16 protein-coding genes are annotated in these 17,965 nt (G+C 73.8%); 6 read left to right on the forward strand and 10 right to left on the reverse strand.

Features of this window, described 5'->3' with window-relative positions; genetic code table 11:
* Positions 1 to 126: 126 nt before the first annotated feature.
* Both ACDF64_RS02485 and ACDF64_RS02490 read left to right on the forward strand, forming a co-directional pair.
* Positions 127 to 813, forward strand: a complete 687-nt coding sequence (locus ACDF64_RS02485; RefSeq protein WP_394553219.1) for a ClpP family protease — start codon at positions 127 to 129, stop codon at positions 811 to 813.
* Complete coding sequence (locus ACDF64_RS02490) at positions 810 to 1,448, forward strand: ClpP family protease (RefSeq protein ID WP_394553220.1); 639 nt, start codon at positions 810 to 812, stop codon at positions 1,446 to 1,448. Before ACDF64_RS02485 ends, ACDF64_RS02490 begins: the two co-directional genes overlap by 4 nt.
* Before the next feature lie 89 nt (positions 1,449 to 1,537).
* On the opposite strand, the gene ACDF64_RS02495 is transcribed toward ACDF64_RS02490, so the two are convergent.
* Together ACDF64_RS02495 and ACDF64_RS02500 are read right to left on the reverse strand one after the other, a co-directional pair.
* Positions 1,538 to 1,969, reverse strand: coding sequence for a helix-turn-helix domain-containing protein (locus tag ACDF64_RS02495; RefSeq protein WP_394553221.1), 432 nt, complete (start codon positions 1,967 to 1,969; stop codon positions 1,538 to 1,540).
* Positions 1,970 to 2,102: 133 nt separating this feature from the next.
* Positions 2,103 to 3,050 carry a GlxA family transcriptional regulator gene (locus ACDF64_RS02500; protein ID WP_394553223.1) on the reverse strand — a complete coding sequence of 316 codons (948 nt, stop codon included), beginning with the start codon at positions 3,048 to 3,050 and terminating at the stop codon, positions 2,103 to 2,105.
* A gap of 306 nt (positions 3,051 to 3,356) precedes the next feature.
* On the opposite strand from ACDF64_RS02500, the gene ACDF64_RS02505 reads away from it, so the two are divergent.
* Positions 3,357 to 4,124, forward strand: coding sequence for a hypothetical protein (locus ACDF64_RS02505; protein WP_394553224.1), 768 nt, complete (start codon positions 3,357 to 3,359; stop codon positions 4,122 to 4,124).
* Between the two features lie 170 nt (positions 4,125 to 4,294).
* On the opposite strand, the gene ACDF64_RS02510 is transcribed toward ACDF64_RS02505, so the two are convergent.
* The 4 genes from ACDF64_RS02510 to ACDF64_RS02525 form a co-directional block, all read right to left on the reverse strand.
* A complete protein-coding gene (locus ACDF64_RS02510; protein WP_394553225.1) occupies positions 4,295 to 6,292 on the reverse strand; it encodes a glycoside hydrolase family 127 protein in 1,998 nt (665 codons plus the stop codon).
* A gap of 2 nt (positions 6,293 to 6,294) precedes the next feature.
* On the reverse strand, positions 6,295 to 7,236 hold the full coding sequence (locus tag ACDF64_RS02515; RefSeq protein ID WP_394553227.1) for a carbohydrate ABC transporter permease: 942 nt from the start codon (positions 7,234 to 7,236) through the stop codon (positions 6,295 to 6,297).
* Positions 7,236 to 8,171, reverse strand: coding sequence for a carbohydrate ABC transporter permease (locus ACDF64_RS02520; protein ID WP_394553228.1), 936 nt, complete (start codon positions 8,169 to 8,171; stop codon positions 7,236 to 7,238). Before ACDF64_RS02520 ends, ACDF64_RS02515 begins: the two co-directional genes overlap by 1 nt.
* Before the next feature lie 136 nt (positions 8,172 to 8,307).
* Positions 8,308 to 9,603: an ABC transporter substrate-binding protein gene (locus ACDF64_RS02525; protein ID WP_394553229.1), complete on the reverse strand. Its 1,296-nt coding sequence runs from the start codon at positions 9,601 to 9,603 to the stop codon at positions 8,308 to 8,310.
* A 201-nt stretch (positions 9,604 to 9,804) separates the two neighbouring features.
* On the opposite strand from ACDF64_RS02525, the gene ACDF64_RS02530 reads away from it, so the two are divergent.
* Positions 9,805 to 10,842 (forward strand): LacI family DNA-binding transcriptional regulator, encoded by a 1,038-nt coding sequence (locus tag ACDF64_RS02530; protein ID WP_394553230.1) that lies wholly within the window; start codon positions 9,805 to 9,807, stop codon positions 10,840 to 10,842.
* Between the two features lie 25 nt (positions 10,843 to 10,867).
* Here ACDF64_RS02530 and ACDF64_RS02535 read toward each other — a convergent pair whose 3' ends face one another.
* The 3 genes from ACDF64_RS02535 to ACDF64_RS02545 are packed head-to-tail and all read right to left on the reverse strand — an operon-like array spanning position 10,868 to position 13,029.
* A complete protein-coding gene (locus tag ACDF64_RS02535) occupies positions 10,868 to 11,212 on the reverse strand; it encodes a gamma-glutamylcyclotransferase family protein (RefSeq protein WP_394553232.1) in 345 nt (114 codons plus the stop codon).
* 4 nt (positions 11,213 to 11,216) lie between these two features.
* Entirely contained in the window at positions 11,217 to 12,152 is a 936-nt protein-coding gene (locus ACDF64_RS02540) for a 5'-3' exonuclease H3TH domain-containing protein (protein WP_394553233.1), read from the reverse strand.
* A 49-nt stretch (positions 12,153 to 12,201) separates the two neighbouring features.
* A complete protein-coding gene (locus ACDF64_RS02545) occupies positions 12,202 to 13,029 on the reverse strand; it encodes an MBL fold metallo-hydrolase (protein ID WP_394553234.1) in 828 nt (275 codons plus the stop codon).
* A gap of 113 nt (positions 13,030 to 13,142) precedes the next feature.
* Here ACDF64_RS02545 and ACDF64_RS02550 point away from each other — a divergent pair, with 113 nt between their 5' ends.
* Positions 13,143 to 14,174 carry an aromatic acid exporter family protein gene (locus ACDF64_RS02550; protein WP_394553235.1) on the forward strand — a complete coding sequence of 344 codons (1,032 nt, stop codon included), beginning with the start codon at positions 13,143 to 13,145 and terminating at the stop codon, positions 14,172 to 14,174.
* A 54-nt stretch (positions 14,175 to 14,228) separates the two neighbouring features.
* On the opposite strand, the gene ACDF64_RS02555 is transcribed toward ACDF64_RS02550, so the two are convergent.
* Positions 14,229 to 14,450, reverse strand: a complete 222-nt coding sequence (locus tag ACDF64_RS02555; protein ID WP_394553236.1) for a hypothetical protein — start codon at positions 14,448 to 14,450, stop codon at positions 14,229 to 14,231.
* A gap of 316 nt (positions 14,451 to 14,766) precedes the next feature.
* Here ACDF64_RS02555 and ACDF64_RS02560 point away from each other — a divergent pair, with 316 nt between their 5' ends.
* Entirely contained in the window at positions 14,767 to 17,850 is a 3,084-nt protein-coding gene (locus ACDF64_RS02560) for an aminotransferase (RefSeq protein ID WP_394553238.1), read from the forward strand.
* Positions 17,851 to 17,965 lie beyond the last annotated feature (115 nt).

Raw genomic sequence — 17,965 nt, forward strand, 5'->3', positions numbered from 1 at the left:
CGAGCGAGGCCGGAGCGAGGCAGGACCGAGGCCGGAGCGGGGGCGCGTGCGCCGTTCCGCCCGCCGCGGATCCGCCCTGAGCCGAACGCCTCGCGCGCGGGGCATCCACCGGCGCACGCTGGGCCCATGACCGAATCGACCGACGTTCCGAACCCAGTCGACGCCGACCTCCAGGCCCGCCTCTTCCACCGCCGCGTGATCGTGCTCGGCAGCGAGCTCGACCAGGCCGGCGGCAACCGCCTCGTCAGCCAGCTGCTCATGCTCTCGGCCGACGACCCGCGCGAGGACATCGCGTTCTGGATCAACTCCCCCGGCGGCAGCGTGCCGGCGATGCTCGCGATCATGGACGTGATGCGGGCCATCCCGAACGACGTCGCCACGCTCGCGATCGGCATGGCCGCGAGCGCCGGGCAGTTCCTGCTGACCGCCGGCACGCCGGGCAAGCGCGCGGCGCTCCCGCACGCGCGCATCCTCATGCACCAGGGCTCGGCCGGCATCGGCGGCACCGCGATCGACGTCGAGCTCCAGGCCGACGACCTCCGCTCGACCCGCGACACCGTGCTCGCGCTCATCGCCGAGCACACCGGGCAGCCGCTCGAGCGCATCACCGAGGACTCGCAGCGCGATCGCTGGTGGAGCGCGCAGGCCGCCGTCGAGTACGGCTTCATCGACCGGGTCGTCAGCGACGCGGCCGACATCTACCCGGCGCCCCCGGCGCGCACGGTCGGGATCGGGCTGCCGGATGCGCCGGCGGGGATGCATCCCCTCGCGCCGCGGCCGGCGGACGCCCCGCTCGCGGGAGTCGGCGCATGAGCACCTACACGATCCCCTCCGTCGTCGAGCGCCGCGCCGGCGTCGAACGGTCGATGGACGTCTACAGCCGGCTGCTCTCGGAGCGCATCGTCTACCTCGGCACCGAGATCGACGACGGCGTCGCGAACGTGCTCATCGCCCAGCTGCTGCACCTCGAGTCGGACAGCCCCGACACGCCCGTCAACCTCTACGTGAACTCGCCCGGCGGGTCGCCGCAGGCCGCGCTCGCGGTCTACGACACGATGCAGCACATCCGCCCCGCGGTCGCGACGACGTGCGTCGGGCAGGCGGGCGGCCCCGCGGCCGTGCTGCTCGCAGGCGGCGCACCCGGGATGCGGTCGATCCTGCGGCACGGCCGGGTCGTGCTGCACCAGCCGTCGATCCAGGGACAGGGCGCGATCCCCGACCTCATCATCCACGCCGACGAGGTCGTGCGGGTCCGGAACGAACTCGAGGCGGTGCTCGCGCACGACACCGGCCGCACGGTCGAGCAGGTGCGCCGCGACACCGACCGCGACCTCATCCTGCCCGCGGTCGCGGCCGTCGAGTACGGCATCGCGGACCACCTCGTCGCGGTGCAGCGAGACGGGATCCGGGCGGGGGCGGAAGCGGCCGCGGCAGCGCTCGGGGCGTAGTCGGCCCGGTGCCCGGCCGGGCCGGGCCGGGCCGGGCCGGGGCGCGGCCGGGCCGGGGCGCGGCCGGGCCGGGCCGGGCCGCGGTCGGTTCAGGCCGCGAGCACGAGTGCGATCGGCCCCGAGGGCGCTGCGACCGGCGGGGCGACCGGCTCCGCCCGACCGGCGCCGATCACCGGCACGCCGGTGCTCGACGGCAGCACGAGCACGCGCGGCCCACCGGCCGCGGCCTGCTCGCGGGCGAGCATCGCGGCGACGCCGGCAGCGAGGTCGGCCAGTCCGAGCCCGAGGGCCTCGCCGACCGCGCCGAGCACCTCGCTCGACGCCTCCTTGCGGCCGCGCTCGACCTCGGAGAGGTACTGGATGGACACGCCGGCCTCACGGGCGACGTCGGCGAGGATGCGCCCTTGCGCGAGCCGCTCGCCGCGGAGAAGGGCGCCCACCGCCTCCCTCCAGAGTGCGCGGCGCCGGCGACCCGGCACCGCGGGGCGGTCGATCGATGGATGCCGCATCACGCTCGCCATGCGGCGAGGCTAGCCCCGGACCGTCGCCGCCGTCTGCCCCGATCCGCTCACAGCGGAACGACCACCGTCCGGGCGGCGCACGCGGCCCCGTTCGGCCCCGCGCTGCCCCGCGCGGCCCCGCTCGGCCCCCCGGTCACTGCCGGAAGGTGTGCCGGTACTCCTGCGGCGACGTGCCGAGGATCCGGTGGAAGTGCAGCCGCAGGTTCGCACCGGTACCGAGCCCGACGCGCTCGGCGACCAGTTCGACCGGGAGGTCGCTGGCCTCGAGCAGCTCGCGAGCGAGGTCGACCCGCGCGCGGAGGATCCACTGCATCGGCGTGTAGCCCGTGTCCTCCACGAACCGGCGCGACAGCGTGCGCGGCGAGACACGGGCGTGCCGGGCGAGGTCGGCGAGCGACAACGGCCGGTCGATCCGTTCCATCGCCCACTGCCGCGTCGCCGCGAACAGCTCGCCGAGCGGCTCGGGCAGGGCGCGGGGGACGTACTGCGCCTGGCCGCCGCTCCGGTACGGTGCGGCGACCAGTCGGCGTGCGGCGTGGTTCGAGACGGCGACGCCGTGGTCCCGGCGCACGAGGTGGAGGCAGAGGTCGATGCCGGATGCCGCGCCGGCCGAGGTCAGCACGCTGCCCTCGTCGACGAACAGGACGTTCGGGTCCACGTTCACGAGCGGATGCCTCGCGGCCAGCGCCTTCGTGTAGTGCCAGTGGGTCGTCGCGCGCCGGCCGTCGAGCAGCCCGGTCGCCGCGAGCGCGAACGCACCGGTCGAGATCGCCGCGAGCCGCGTCCCGCGGTCGTGCGCGGTCCGCAGCGCGTCGACCACGCGCTCGGGCGGGTCCTCGACATCGGGTCGGCGATAGCCGGGGATGAACACCGTGTCGGCCCATCCGATCGCCTCGAGGCCGTCGGCCACGTGGTAGGCGAGCCCGTCGCCGCCCGCGACGAGCCCCGGCTCGGCACCGCAGACCCGGACCTCGTACGGCATGCTCGAGCGGTGCGTGAAGATCTGCGCCGGGATGCCGACGTCGAGCGGCTTCGCGCCCTCGAGGACGAGCACGGCGACGCGGTGGGTGCGGCGGGACATCCGATCGCCCTCCTTCGCGCGGTCGCGGATCCGGCGATCGGATGCCGCGTGGCGGGTTCCCTCAGGTCCGAGAGTATCTCGCCACACCGATCCGCCCCAATAGAGGGGCCATTCCGCCCCTGAACCGGGAAAACGGGTGCGCACGCCGCTTTCCCGAACATAGACTCTGGCTCGGTCAGAGCTCCACGCGCGTCGTACCCGCGGCGCGCGTGTCGCATGCTCGCCGCCTTCCCCGGCGGCGGGCGAGCGGGCGAGGACCTCCCCAGCCCCCACGCCGGCCCGCCGGCGCAACCCGAAGGATCTGCCATGAAGCGCACCGGTTCCGTGCTCGCCGTCGCGGCGCTCGGCCTCGGCCTCACGGTCGTCGGCGTCGCCGCCCCGGCCAACGCCGAAGAGACCGAGCCCACCCCCGTCGTCGTCGATTGCGAGGCGGGCACCCTGACCGTCACGCTCTCCGGCTACTCGGTCGTCGAAGGCCAGGATGCCGTCGTCATCCCCGCCGTCGAGGGCACCCCCGAGGTCGTCGAGCGCGTCTACATCTACAAGAACCTGCGCGGCCAGACCCACGTCTCCCACAAGAACGCCGGTCGCGTCCTGATCTACGACTTCAAGCTCTGGTTCCGCGTGGGCGTCTCCGACGTCGTCGTCGACGAGGGCACCACGCCGGTCGACGAGCAGGTCATCACGCCCGCCGTCGAGGCCGACGCCACCCCGAACACCGTCGCGGTCGAGATCGCGGGCACGCCCGTCGTGACCGACGTCTTCGGCGAGACCTACGAGCACGTGTTCAAGATCGCCGACGGCACCGACTTCGTCGTCACGGTCGACGCGTTCGACTCCGAGGAGCCCGAGGTCGTCGCCGAGGGCACCCTCGACTGCTCGATCGCCGGCGGCGATGACGAGCCGACCGGCAGCCCGCTCGCCGGCACCGGCAGCACCTCGGGCACCGCCTCGACCGGCACCAAGCTCGCGAGCACCGGCCCCGAGACCGCGCCGCTCATCGGCGGGGCCGCGGCCCTGCTCGCGCTCGGCGGCATCGCGTTCGGCGCCTCGCGCCGCCGCGCCCGCGCGTAAGCACCCTCAACGAAGGACCCCGTGGCGATGCCACGGGGTCCTTCGTCGTCTGCAGCCGAACGCCGACCGCCGCAGACGCGCACGCGCGACGCCGCGACGCCGCCACGCCGCGACCATGCAACCGGCGACGACGAAGGCCGCGACCCTGGTCGCGGCCTTCGTGTTCGCGCCTACGCTCCGAGCGCGGGCACCCACACCCGCATCTGCGACGGGCCGCGCTCGGCCCACTCGTGATACCGCACGAACGGCACCTCGGCGCGGGCGCCGGTGCGCGCGTCGACGAGCTCCGCCGCGACCCCGCCGTCGGCGAGGTCGCGCAGCGCGGTCGCCGGGTCGATGCGCAGGTCCGCGAAGTCGGATGCCTCGAGCGCAGTGCCGGCCAGGTCGACGGTCTCGAGCGCGAAGACCTCCGGGCCGCGTTCGACCACGAGGCATCCTCGCACCGCGTCGATCCTCGGGTCGGGTGCCGTGAACCGCGGCGCGACCGGCAGGTCGAGCACGACCGAGTCGCCGGCCGCCCACGCGCGCGCGACCGACACCGTGCCGGCGCGCCCTCGGGGCGAGGCATTCTGCACCTCGTCGGCGCCGCCGTCGGCCGGGCGCACGACGAGCCGGGCGCCCTCCGCCCACGCGGGCACGCGCAGCGTCAGCGTCCAGGGCGACGGGGCATCCGACCGCACGCGCACGACCACCGAGCCCGAGAGCGGATACCCGGTCTCGACGTCGAGCGCGACCTCGCGGCCGTCGTCGAGCGCGGTCCGGATCGTCGCGGGCGCGTACTGGTGCAACTGGATGCCCGAGGCATCCGCCGTCGCGACGTACGCCGCGAGGCTCGCGAACGTGCGCGCCGTGTTCGGCGGGCAGCACGAGACGTCGAACCACGGCGCCCGCAGCGACGAGTGCGCGCGCGGCGAGACCACGTCGGGGTCGGCCGGTTCGCCGGGCACGCGCTGGTGCAGCGTGTTCGCGTAGTAGAACGCGCGCCCGTCGGCGGCGGGCGAGGTCTCGACGACGTTGAACAGCGTGCGCTCGACGAGGTCGGCGTAGCGCGCATCGCCCGAGGCGAGCAGGAGGCGCCAGCTGAACATGACGGATGCGACGCCCGCGCACGTCTCGGAGTAGGCGCGGTCCGCCGGGAGCTCCCAGTCCTCGCCGAACGCCTCGTCCTGGTGGTGCGAGCCCTGGCCGCCCGTGACGTACGTGCGCCGCTCGGCGGTCGTCTCCCACTGGCGGACGAGGGCGTCGACCAGGTCGTCGTCGCCGGTCTCGATCGCGACGTCGGCGGCACCGGCGGCGAGGTAGTTCGCGCGCACGGAGTGCCCGCGGAGCGCGGTCGCGTCCCGCACCGCGACGTCGTCCTGGTAGTACGAGCGACCCCACTCGATGTCGCGCAGCGTGCCGCGGCCGTGGCGTTCGACGAAGAGGCGCGCCTGCTCGACGTAGCGCGGCTCGCCGAGAGCCCGCCCGAGCTCGGCGAGGCCGACCTCGACCTCGGCGTGCCCGCAGATCCGCTCGTCGCCGCCCTCGCCGAACACGGCGCAGACGAGGTCGGCGGCGCGACGCGCGACCTCGATCAGGCCGTCGTCGGCGCCGGGCCGAGTGCGGGCCCGTGCGACGGCGGCCTGGAACAGGTGGCCGAGGCAGTAGAGCTCGTGCCCCCACTCGAGGTCGGTCCACCTGGCGCCCTGGCCGGGCCGGCCGAACCGCGTGTCGAGGTAGCCGTCGGGCTCCTGCGCCGCGGCGACGCGCGCGACGATCGCGCGGAGGCGGGCGTCGAGCTCGGCGGCGCGCGCCGCGTCCGAGGCAGCCGCGTCCGAAGCATCCGCGCCCGAGGCATCCGCCCCACCCGTGCCGGCCCGCACGGCCGATTCGAGCCGCCCGATCTCCCATGCGAGCGCCTCGAGGTACTTGTAGACCTCGGAGTCGCTGAACTCGCGGCCCCGGCGCCCCTCGGGCAGCGCGCCCGCCGCGGCGAGGTCGAAGTTGGCGATCCATCCCTCGCGCTCGAGCCATCCCTCGATGTGGTCGAGCGTGTTCGTGCCGTTCACGCGCTGGCGACGCGCCCAGGGGCCGCCGGTGATGGCGACCTCGTCCAGGCCGAGGGGCCGGAGCGCGCCGCGCGAGGGCGCGACCGGGACGAGGCGGGCGGTGGTCGTGGTGATGGTCATGTTCATCCCTTGAAGGCGCCCGACATGAAGCCGCGCACGTAGTGGCGTTGGAGGAGGAGGAAGAGCAGGATGCACGGCAGCGCGAGCACGACGACGCCGGCCTCGGTCGCGCCGTAGTCGACGACGCCCTGCACCTGGACGCGCAGGTTCGAGATCGCGAGCGGGAGGGTCATCCGATTGGTGTCGCTGATCAGGATCAGGGGCGCCATGAAGTCGTTCCAGGCGGCGAGGAACGCGAACAGGCCGACCGTGATGAGGCCGGGCTTCACGGCGGGCACGAGCACCTGCCAGAGCGCCTGCCAGGTCGAGCAGCCGTCGACCATCGCGGCCTCGTCCATCTCGCGCGGGATCGACTCGAACGAGATCCGCATCATGAACATCGAGAACGGGAGCTGGAACATCGTGAGCACGAGCGCGACGCCCACGAGCGAGTTCGACAGGCCGATCGCGTTCAGGAGCACGTACAGCGGGATCAGCAGCGTCGCGTACGGCACCATCAGGATCGCGAGCGTCGAGAGGAACAGCAGGTCCTTGCCGGGGAACCGGAACCGGGCGAACGCGTACCCGCCGAGGAGCGACACCGCGAGCGTGAGCAGCACCGTGAGCAGCGACACGAAGGTCGAGTTGAGCAGGTACACCCAGATCCCGGCCTGGTAGTTCGCGAGCGTGATGTAGTTGCCGAAGCCGTACCCGTCGGTCTGGTTCGTGCCGGCGAGCGGCGAGACGCTCGAGATCGCGGTCCAGATGAGCGGGTACAGGAACAGCAGCGCGAGCGCGCCGGTCACGACCCAGTACGGCGTGCGCAGCGCGATGCCCGCGAACGAGGTCGGCGTCGGGCGCCGCCGGCGCGGGTCGTGGCCCGGCGCCGTGAGGGCGATCGTCGAGTCGGTCGGCGGGAGTGGCGCCAGCGGGTCGTTCGCGCGGCGCGGAGCGGTCGTCGACATCAGTCCTCGGCCTTCCGGTTGAACGCGCGGATCTGCGCGATGTTGATGACGACGAGGGCGAGCAGCACGATCACCGAGAGGGCGCCGGCGACGCCGAGGTCGTTCTGGCCCTGGAACGCGACCGCGTAGATGAGCTGCACGATCGTGATCGTCGAGTTGTCGGGGCCGCCCTTGGTGAGGATGTAGAACTGCTCGAACGCGAGCAGCGACCCGGTGACGCACAGCACGGTCGTGAGCGCGAGCGTCGGGCGCAGGAGCGGGATGGTCACGCTCCGGAACGTCTGCCAGCGGGATGCCCCGTCGATGCGCGCGGCCTCGTACACGTCGTCCGGGATGCCCTGCAGGCCCACCAGCATGAGCAGCATGTAGAAGCCGGCGTACCGCCAGACGATGAGGAAGATGGTCGACCAGAGCGCGCCGTCGGGCGTCCCGAGGAAGGTGAACCCCCAGGCCTGCATGAGGTCGGCGAACGGGCCGGCGTAGGGCGAGTAGAGCACGTAGAACAGGAGCGATGCGCTCGCGAGGCCGAGCGCGCTCGGCACGAGGAACGAGGTCCGCAGGAGCCCCTTCCACCGGGTCGACTCCTGCACCAGCATCGCGAGGCCGAGGCTCAGGGCGAGCAGGATCACGGTGGTGAGCACGGTGTACTTCAGGGTGAACCAGACGGAGTCCCAGAAGAACCGGTTGGAGACCGCGTCCTGGTAGTTCTCGGGGAAGTTCCAGCCGTGGTTGCCGCTGAGGAGCGGCCAGTCGCTGCCCGACATCTGCACGACGAGCGCGAGCGGGATGAGGAACAGGCCCGCGACGAAGACCGCGGTCGGCAGGGCGTAGAGCCAGCCGCGGACGGCCTCGGCGGACCGGCGCGAGCGACGCGCCCGCGGGCGGCCGCCCCGGCCGGGCGGGCCGGCGGGCGGGACGTGGACGGTTGCGGTCATGGATGGAGCCTTTCGGATGGTCCGGCGGCGCGGCCGGGCGACGAGCCGAGGGAGCGATCGGATGCCCCGTGGAAGCGCGGCACGGGGCATCCGACCGGGCCGTGGCGCAGGGTGGCGCGCCACGGCCCGTCGCGTCCTACTGCGAGAGGATCGCCGTGATCTCCTCGTTGTCCGCATCCACCGTGTCCGAGCCCTCGAGCACGGCGTTGCGCACGAGCGTCAGCCACGGGCTGTTCGGCGCGTTGAAGGCCTGCTGGAAGTTGATCGCGACCGGGGTGTCGCCCTCGCCGGCGACCTCGTTGATCGTGATGAGGCGCGGGTCCTTCTGCGAGTACTCGTTGTCGGCGAGGTCGGAGCGGGAGACGACGTCGTTGTCCTTCGCGAGCACCTGCACCTGCGCGTCCTCGGACATCATCCAGTTGAGGAAGTTCCACGCCTGCGCGGCCTTCTTCGAGTCCTTCGAGATGCCGATGCCGTCGCCGCCGACGAACGTCGAGCCGCCGCCCTTCGGGCCGGGGATGCCGGCGACGCCCACGTCGAACGGCGTCGACGAGAGGAGCGTGGCCGGGTAGAACATCAGGCCGACCTTGCCCTCGGTGAAGCCCGCGGTCCAGGTCGGGCCCGCCTCGTCCTTCGACGACGGGAGCACCGCGCCCGAGTTCCAGAGGTCGTTCCACGTGGAGTAGACGTCCTTGGCGGTGTCGCTAGCGAGCAGCGACTCGGTGCCGTCCTCGCTCAGGACCTCCTCGCCGTCGGCCCACACGCTCGGGAACCACGTGAAGACGAGGCATCCGCCGCACGCGAGGCCGGTGGCCGTGCCGTAGGTGTCGGGCTTGTTCAGCGCCTGGATGGCCTTGGCCCACTCGGCGTACTCGGCGAGGTCCTTCGGGCCCGCCTCGGCGTCGAGGCCGGCCTCGGTCGCGAGGTCCTTGTTCCAGAACAGCATCGAGAGGTCGAGCACGAACGGCAGGACGTACTCCTTGTCGTCGAGCGTGCCCGCCGAGAGGTGGCCCTGGTTGATGGAGTCCTTGAAGTCGAAGCCGTCGATGTTCGCGGTGATGTCCTGGAACAGGCCCTGCTGCACCCAGTTCGGCACGTACACGATGTCGGCGGCGAACAGGTCGGGCAGGCCGTTGCTGCCGGCCGCCGCGCCCACCTTGGCGACGTAGTCGTCGTTCGGGACGACGGTGAGCTCGACCTGGTTCTCGTGGCTCTCGTTGTACGCGTCGACGAGCAGGTTGGCCTGCTTCTCGAGCGGCGCGCGCGTCCAGAGGGTGAGCGTCGTGCCGTCGTCGACGCCCTCGGCGCCGGCGTCGGCCAGGCTCGAGCCGCTCTCCTCGGCGGCGCTGCTGCACGCGGCGAGTCCGACGGCGAGTGCGCCGGCTGCGAGCAGCGCGATCGCTCGCGTGCCCCGGCGGATGGTGCGTGTCATCTGTGTCTCCTAGCTCGTCCTTGAGCGGGACCCGTTCGGGACCCGGGGATTGCGATTGCCTCGGACACTCGGGTGACTCGGTGCCGTTTTGGACGCAGGACCGAAACCCTCCGAAATGCCTTTCGGCACGCTACTCTGGGCGAACTCGGCACGTCAAGCGCGAAATGCCGGTAGCGTTTCCGAAACGATGAAGGGGTGAACATGGCGCGAGCCGAGGCGACGGGCGGTTCCGGCTCGAGGGCCGCGACGCTGAGCGACGTGGCACGCCTCGCCGGCGTCTCGCTGGCGACCGCGTCCAAGGCGATCAACGGTCGCGACCAGGTCGCCGCCGCGACCCGCCGCCGCGTGATCGAGGCGGCCGAGCAGCTCTCGTTCACGCCGAACGAGCTCGCACGCAGCCTCATCGCGGGGCGCACGGGCACCGTGGGCCTGCTCACGAGCGACCTCGAGGGCCGCTTCGTGCTGCCGATCCTGATGGGCGCCGAGGATGCGTTCGGCGCGGGCCAGGTGAACGTGTTCCTGTGCGACGCGCGCGGCGACGCGATCCGCGAGCAGCACCACATCCGGGCGCTGCTGAATCGGCGGGTCGACGGCATCATCGTCGTCGGTCGGCAGACCGACCCGCGCCCGTCGCTCGGCCACGACCTGCCCGTCCCGGTCGTCTACGCGTACGCGCCGAGCGACGATCCCGCCGACCACTCCGTCACCCCCGACAACGAGGCCGGTGGCCGCATGGCCATCGAGCACCTGCTGGCGTGCGGCCGGACCAGGATCGCGCACATCACCGGCGACCCGTCGTACGCCGCCGCGCAGGACCGATCGCGCGGCGTCCGCGCCGCGCTCGCCGACGCCGGGCTCGAGCTCGTCGGCGAGCCCATGTTCTCGGCGTGGTCGGAGCACTGGGGTCGCGACGCCACGGCCATGCTGCTCGCCAACCACCCGGACATCGACGGGATCTTCGCCGGCAGCGACCAGCTCGCGCGCGGCGTGCTCGACACGCTGCGCGACCTCGGCCGCCGGGTGCCGGAGGATGTCGCGGTCATCGGCTACGACAACTGGGAGGTGCTCGCCACCCAGTCCCGCCCGGAGCTCACGAGCATCGACGCGAACCTGCAGCAGCTCGGCCGGGCCGCGGCCATGCGCATCTTCGAGGCGATCGAGGGCGTCGAGCTCGGCAGCGGCACGCACCACCTGCCGGTGCGGCTGGTCATCCGCGGGTCGACGATCGCGCGGCGCTGAGCACCTCCCGGTGCGCTCGCGCCGTTCAGCGGCCGACGTACACCCAGGCCCCGACGCCCGACGCGAGCTCGACCGCGACCCGCTCGTAGTCGTCGACCTCGTAGGCGTCGGCCGCGGCGAGCTGGGCGGCCGTGAGCTCGAGGACCGCTCCCTCGACGCGGTCGGCCGGATCGCCGGTGCGCTCGAGGATCGGATGCTCCGCCTCGCCGCTCAGCGCGAGCACGTCGGGGTCCGTGATCCGGAGCATCCGGATGCGCCAGCCGGCCAGTGCGTCGGGCGACGTCGGCAACTCCGCGCCGAACGTCTCGCGCTGCACCTGCGGAAGGCGCAATGTGCCGTACGAGAAGAGGCGCTCGGGTTCGGAGGTCACGCGGTCACCCTACGGTCGCGTCGAGCGCCGCGAGCACGCGCGCGACGGATCCGCCGAGGTTCCACTCCTGCGCGAGCCGCTCGAGGTCCGTGCGGGCAGGACCCTCGACCGGGGCGAGCCGCGCCTCGAACGGCGGCAGGTCGAGGTCGCGCACGACCCGCACCACGGTCGGCGCGACGTCGAGGTATGCGGACGCGGCGGTGAGCTTCGCGCGGATGCCGGCCGACATCCCCGGCACCGCCGGATCCCCCGCCGCGCGGCGGATCCCGTCGAGGTCGCCGAACGTCGCGAGCAGCCCCGCCGCGGTCTTCTCGCCGATCCCCGCCACGCCCGGCAGCCCGTCGGACGCGTCGCCGCGCAGCACCGCGAAGTCGACGTACTGCTCGGGGAGCACGCCGTACTTGGCGAACAGCGCGGCGTCCGTCACGAACTCGAGCTTCGACAGCCCGCGTGCCGCGTACACGACGCGAACCTCGTCGGCGTCGGACACGAGCTGGAAGAGGTCGCGATCACCGGTCACGACGTCCACGGGCATGCCGGCGCCCGTCGCGAGCGTGCCCATCACGTCGTCCGCCTCGGCGGCCGGGGCGCCCACGCGCGCGATGCCGAGGAGCGCGAGCACCTCGGCGATCATCGGCACCTGCACCGCGAGCGGGTCGGGCACCTCCTCGACGTCCGGGGCATCCCACACCGCCTCGACGACCCGGTGCGCCTTGTAGCTCGGGATGAGGTCGACCCGCCACGCCGGGCGCCAGTCCTCGTCCCAGCACGCGACGAGGTGGGTCGGCGATAAGTCGCCGACGAGCTTCGCGACCGCGTCGAGGATGCCCCGGACCGCGTTCACGGGCGTGCCGTCGTCGCGCCGGAACGAGTCGGGCACGCCGAAGAAGGCGCGGAAGTACAGGTACGAGGTGTCGAGCAGCATCAGTCGGTCGGCCACGGGCCGATCCTTCCACGCACCGCCGACGGCCGCACGGGCGGCGGGTCCGTCAGACGACCGTCGGGCTCCCGGGCTCGAGCCAGACGAGCTTGTCGCGGATCGCCGCGGGCGCCGCGTCGATGATGCGCTTGGCGTCGTCCCGCGATTCGGCGAAGTGGCTCCACTGGTCCTGGTGCACCGGCACGACCGCGCGCGGCCCGAGCAGGCCGATGAGCTCGACCGCGCGGTCCGCGGTCATCGTGTACCGGATCGCGGCCGTGCTGGGGAAGCGGACGCCGCCGAGGTGCAGGACCGCGACGTCGACGTCCAGCCGGGACGCCGCGTCCCGGAGGCCCTCGTAGAGCACGCTGTCCCCCGAGACCCAGACCGCGGTCTCGGGTGCGTCGCCGAGCGACAGTGCGAATCCGACGACGGGGCCGACGATCGGACTGACCAGTGCGGGGCCGTGCCGACCGGGTGTCGCGGTCACCGTGAGCTGCTGTCGCTCGCCGCCCTCGGGGCCCGACTCGCCCTCGCGCGGCTCGACCGTCGCGGTCTCCCACGCGTGCAGGCCGTGCACGCTCGTGAGGCCGCCGGCGCGCAGGCGGGACGCGCCCGCCGCCGTCGTGATGACCACGCCCGCGTCCGGCAGCATCTTCCGCCCGGCGTCGTCGAGGTTGTCCGCGTGCTGGTCGTGGCTGAGCAGCACGACGTCGATCGGGCCGAGTTCGTCGAGCGGCACGGTCGGTCCCTCGGTCTTCACCGAGGACGTGCCCCACCCGAACGAATAGCGCCGCCCCGGCGGGTCGAACGTCGGGTCGACGAGGATCCGCCACCCCTCGAGTTCGATCAGGAGGGTCGGACCGCCGATGTGCGTGAGCGTCGGGCGCAGGGGCATGGCGCGATGCTACCGAGCGGCCGACGCCGCGCGCCATCATCCGCCGCGCGCCGACGCGATTCGCGCGCACCGTCGGCACGCCTCGGCTTCCGGCCGGGGTCTAGCGTGGTGGCATGGGCCTCGCAGACGCGATCCGGGCATCGAAGCGCCCGTCGCTGCTGCAGGTCGGCAAGGCGGCGATCGCGACGGTCGCCGCGTGGGTCGCCGCGGACTGGGTGATCGACGACCAGTTGCCGGTGTTCGCCGCGATCGCGGCGATGCTCGTGGTGCAGCCGAGCGTCAACCAGTCGCTCGGCAAGGCGATCGAGCGCAGCATCGGCGTGGTCGGCGGCGTGCTCGTCGCGACGGTGCTCTCGCTGGCCTTCGGCGACCAGGGCTGGGTCGTGATCCTCGCGATCGTGGTCTCGATGGGGCTCGCCTGGGCGATGCGGATGACCGCGGGCACCGCCAACCAGGTCGCCATCAGCGCGATGCTCGTGCTCGCGCTCGGCTCGGACTCGCCCTCGTACGCGTTCGCGCGCGTGGTCGAGACCGTCATCGGGGCCGCGATCGGCATCGTCGTCAACGTGCTCATCGTGCCGCCGCTCCCGCTCGCACCCGCCCGTCGGGACCTCCAGCTCCTCGGCGGCGAGCTCGCCGCGTCGCTCGATCGCCTCGCCGGCGCACTGGTCGGAACGCGCACCCCCGGGCAGCTGGCCGGGCTCATGGTCGAGGCGAGGCTGCTCCGGCCGATGCTGGCCTCGGCCGAGGCCTCCATCCTGGCGGCCGAGGAGTCGCTCATGCTGAACCCGCGGCGCTCGGCGCACCGGCAGGACCTGGCCGACCAGCGCGCCCTCCTCGAGCGGCTGAGCCCCATCGTCACGCAGGTGATCGGGATGACCCGCGCACTCGTCGACCGCTACGACCCGACGATCGTCGAGGAGCCGACCGCGGCCGCGATCGCCGAGCAGTTGCGGCGGGCGTCGCACGACGTGCGGCTCGCCGCGCACCTGGCCGACGTCGAGCCCGACCCGCCGACCTCCGTGATCCCCGCGCTCACGTCGCACCTCGTGGTGCCGAGCCCGAAGTCGAACCACTGGATCCTGATCGGCTCGCTGCTGGAGGACCTGCGGAGGATCCACGAGGAGCTCGCCGACCTCGAGTGACGCCGGCCGGACCCGCGACCCGGACGCAGGCCGGCGCGCGGCAGCGCAGGAGCGTCAGCCCAGCAGGTCGCGGACGGCGAGCCCCCACTCGAAGCCGCACTCGCGGCAGTCGAAGATGGGGGCGTCGTCGTAGAGGTCGTTCGGCTGGACCTCGACGGTCTCGACCGCGAAGTCGAACGGCCCGTACACGATCGCCCGCACGTCGTGCGAGCCGCAGCGCGGGCACGGGTCGTCGAGCACCGCGTGTCCGACGTGTCGCTGCATCTGCTGGGTCATGCTGCACACGGTAGGCCGAGCCGCCGACATCGGCGGGAGGCGGGTCGGCTTCCGCGCGCGACCCACGACCCGGGACCGCGATGCCGCGGCCGGCCCGATCGGGGGACGGCCCGATCGGGGGATTCGACCGCGGCACGGTAGGCCGGGCCGCCGACATCGGCGGGAGGCGGGGGACGGCCCGATCGGGGGATTCGACCGCGGCGCGGTAGGCCGAGCCGCCGACATCGGCGGGAGGCGGCGGCCGGCCCGATCGGGGGATTCGACCGCGGCGTCGGCGCCGACTATCGTCGTTCCGATTCACCGAAAGGGTACGAGGATGTCCCCCACGAATGCAGGCTTCGACTTCTTCGGGTCCGGCGGGCTGCCGGCCCCGGCCGTCCCGGTCGAGGAGGTCGCCGAGATCCTGCGTGCCGGGTGGGATCTCCGCGTCATCCTCGAGCCGCTCGGCAGCCAGCAGGACCAGAACCTGCTGGCCCGATCCGACGACGGCGCCGTGCTCGGCGTCGTGAAGATCGCGAACCCCGCGTTCAGCGCGACCGAGCTCGCCGCGCAGGACGCCGTCGCCGCGCGCATCGCCGCGGCCGCGCCCGGTCTCCGGGTCGCCGCGACCCTCGCCGACGACCGCGGCCGCCCGCGATCGGCCGAGGTCGACACGAGCACGGGCCGGCTCGCCGTTCGCCTCATCGAGCACCTGCCGGGCGGGACCCTCACGGGCGACCGGTACCTCTCGCCGGCGGTCGTCGCGCGCATGGGCGAGGTCGCCGGCCGGGTCTCGGCCGCGCTCGCGGACCTGGACCACCCGGGACTGGACCGCGTGCTCCAGTGGGATCCGCGCGTCGCGGACCGGGTGGTCGGGCTGCTGGCCGCCGAGGTCGCCGACCCCGCGCTGCGGGACCGGGTCGAGCGCGAGGCGGCGGCCGCGTGGGCCCGGGTCGCGGCGGTCGCCGACGACCTGCCCGTCCAGCCGGTGCACCTCGACCTCACCGACGACAACCTCGTGCTCGCGTCCGGCACCGGGGCGCAGCTGCCCGACGGGATCATCGACCTCGGCGACGCGAGCCGGAGCTGGGCGGTCTCCGAGCTCGCCATCGCGATCTCGTCGGTCCTCCACCACGCGGGTGCGGAACCGCACCACGTGCTCCCCGCGATCGCGGCATTCCACCGGGTGCGGCCGCTCGCCCCCGCCGAGGTCGAAGCGCTGTGGCCGATCGTCGTGCTGCGCGGCGCGGTGCTCGTCGTGAGCGGGTCGCAGCAGGTCCGGATCGACGGCGGCGCGAACGCGTACGCGGCCGAGGGACTCGAGCGCGAGCTGCGGATCTTCGAGCAGGCGGTCTCGGTGCCGACTCCGGTCATGACCGCGCTCATCGGCGCAGCGATCGGCGTCGACGCGCCGGCCGGAACCCCCACGCGGGCCGGAGCCCCCGCGCCGGCCGGAGCCCGCGCGGCCGCGGCCGACGGCTCGGGGTCCCGTCCGGATCCGCGGTACGCGATCGTGCCCGGGCTCGACGCCGCGCGCGCGTCACGGCTCGACGTCTCGGTCTCGTCGTCCGCGCTCGACGGGGGCGCCTGGCTCGAACCCGACCTCGAGGAGCGGCTCGCGGCCGACGCGATCGCCGCCGGGGCATCCGCCGCCTGGCTGCCCCGCGGCGAACCGCGCATCAGCGCGAGCCGGCCGTACGCCGACCGGTCGACCCCGACCGTGCCCACCGGGATCGACCTCTGGCTCGCCGAGGCGCTGCCGCTCGCGTGCCCCGGCGACGGCACCGTCATCCGATCGGCCGCCGCCGGGGCATCCGAACCCGGCCACGTCGTCGTGCGCCTGGCGGCCCGGCCCGGCGGCGGCGCGGCCGGAGCCGGCGCCGTCCGCCTCGAGATCGAGGGCGCGCTCGTCGCGGTCCCCGAGCCCGGCACCGCCGTCGGGGCCGGCTCGCCGCTCGGCCTGCTCGGCGCGGGCGAGCGCGTGCGCCTCCGCCTGGTCGACGCGGATGCCCCGGAGGTCCCGCACCTCGTCCGGCCCGAGCTCGCGCCCGGCTGGCTCGCACTCACGGCGGATCCGGCCGAGGCCCTCGGCCTCGTCCCGAACGACCTGAGCGACCGCGACGCCTCCCGGACCTCGACGGCCTCGGCCCTGCTCGCCCGCCGCGCGCACGCGTTCGCCGGGGTGCAGGAGCACTACTACGCCGACCCGCCCAGGATCGAGCGCGGCTGGCGCGAGCACCTCGTCGGCGCCGACGGGCGCACCTACCTCGACATGGTGAACAACGTGACGCCGCTCGGGCACGGCCACCTCGGGCTCGCCGACGCCGTCGCCCGGCAGCTCCGCACGCTCAACACGAACTCGCGCTTCCACTACGGCGCCCTCGTCGAACTCTCGGAACGGCTCGCGGGGCTCCTGCCCGACCCGCTCGACACGGTGCTCCTCGTCAACTCGGGCTCCGAGGCCGCGGACCTCGCGATCCGGATCGCGCGCGCGGCCACCGGGCGACCCGACGTGCTCGCGGTCGCCGAGGCGTACCACGGCTGGACGCTCGGGTCCGACGCCGTCTCGACGTCGATCGCCGACAACCCGGGCGCGCTGGCCACGCGACCGGACTGGGTCCACGTGCTCGACGCGCCGAACCCGTACCGGGGCATCCACCGGGGCGAGGATGCCGCGCGCTACGCGCCGGACGCCGCCCGCCGGATCGCCGGGCTCGTCGCCGCCGGCCGGCCGCCGGCCGGCTTCATCGCCGAGACGTTCACCGGCAACGCCGGCGGCATCGCGCTGCCGGACGGCTACCTCGCCGAGGTGTACGCGGCCGTCCGCGCCGCGGGCGGACTCGCGATCGCCGACGAGGTGCAGGCCGGCTACGGCCGACTCGGCGAGTGGTTCTGGGGCTTCGAGCAGCAGGGTGTCGTGCCCGACATCGTCGCGGTCGCCAAGGCGATGGGCAACGGGTACCCGCTCGGCGCGGTCGTCACGACGCGCGAGATCGCCGAGCGGTTCGCCGCCGAGGGGTCGTTCTTCAGCTCGACGGGCGGCAGCCCGGCGTCGTGCGCGGCGGGCCTCGCGGTCCTCGACGCGTTCCGCGACGAACGGCTGCAGCGGAACGCGGTCGAGGTCGGCGCGCACCTCAAGTCCTCGCTCGCGGCGCTCGCCGAGCGGCACCCCCTCATCGGGACCGTGCACGGGCTCGGCCTCTACCTCGGCGTCGAGTTCGTACGCGACCGGCGGACGCTCGAACCCGCGACCGCCGAGACCGCGGCGATCTGCGACCGGCTCCGCGAGCTGGGCGTGATCATGCAGCCGACGGGCGACCACCGGAACGTGCTCAAGGTGAAGCCGCCGCTGTGCCTCGACGCCGCGAGCGCCGACCACTTCGTCGCGAAGCTCGACCAGGTGCTCGCCGAGGGCTGGTGACACCGGGAGCCGTGATCGTCGCTCGGGGTTGACACCCGGCGGACGCTCCGGGACGCTGAAACCGACGGGTGGTCACGCGCGACGCCGGCGCCAGCCGTGCCGCGCGGCCGGGGGA

Source organism: Agromyces sp. MMS24-JH15, from assembly GCF_043518605.1.
GTDB lineage: Bacteria > Actinomycetota > Actinomycetes > Actinomycetales > Microbacteriaceae > Agromyces.